The sequence below is a fragment of the Pseudomonas sp. E45-MNA-CIBAN-0222 genome (assembly GCF_040310405.1).
GTDB lineage: Bacteria > Pseudomonadota > Gammaproteobacteria > Pseudomonadales > Pseudomonadaceae > Stutzerimonas > Stutzerimonas stutzeri_AC.
In genome coordinates this window covers 1-814 of record NZ_JBEOPU010000052.1, presented here as the reverse complement: position 1 = coordinate 814, position 814 = coordinate 1, and the positions used below count along the sequence as shown (strand labels likewise).

The 814-nt window shown below is 58.1% G+C and carries 1 pseudogene; it reads left to right on the top strand.

Features of this window, described 5'->3' with window-relative positions:
* Positions 1-377 (top strand): annotated as a pseudogene (locus AAEZ08_RS22740) (hypothetical protein); the annotation flags it as partial.
* Between the last annotated feature and the right edge of the window lie 437 nt (positions 378-814).

Here is an 814-nt window from a genome sequence, read left to right as displayed (position 1 = left end):
AAGGCCAGCGCTCTGGTCGAGCTGCTGCCGCACAACTGGGTATCCGCCGGCAAGGTGTAATGCCCGTTCGCTTACAGAGAAACAGCCCAAGACGCGATCCTGCGCGACTATTAACGTCACCCCGCTGGCCCCAGCAGCTACAAAAATCGCTATTCCAAAAAAACGGCTACAGCGTGCACGACACTGAGATCACCTATAACGGACAGCGGTTCTATCCAGGTGTCTGGATGCACTACAGCACCAGGACAGAAGAGGGTGAAGAAACCGCCCGCCACGAATGGCTGTGCGGGCCGTTGTACGTGGACGCGATCACCCGCAACTGCAACGTGCAGCGAAGGTTATGGCCGATGAGGAGCTGGAAACTCTTCCTACGCTAGCCAGACCTGCCCTGCCAACGGTGCCGGTCCTAAACTCCTCCCCCTGGCGGGGAAGCTTTTCCCTACTAGGGACAGACTGTACCCCCTACGCCGAAGCACGCAGGTACTCATACAAGGGTGGCCCGGTTGATGCCAAACTCTTAGGCCAGAGCGGCCTTTCGGTTCACGTGCTTCAGCACGGCGCCGCAGCTCTTCGAGCAGGCTATCGCTGAGCGCTCTTTGTCTCTCGCATTCCCGACACTTATCGTATCTCCGGCACCCTGCTTTGCTCGCGTTTGATCTAACACACTATCAGGCTCTTACGGGCTGCCACCCAGCGCTCGATTTTGGCCGATAGCAACATCTCACCTGCGTCTGCTTCCGGCCGATTCTGTTGAAAAAGTAGCGACCTCCCCATGCCGTTGGCAAAATTGCTCTGTCAGCGAGCGTGGGGGCGA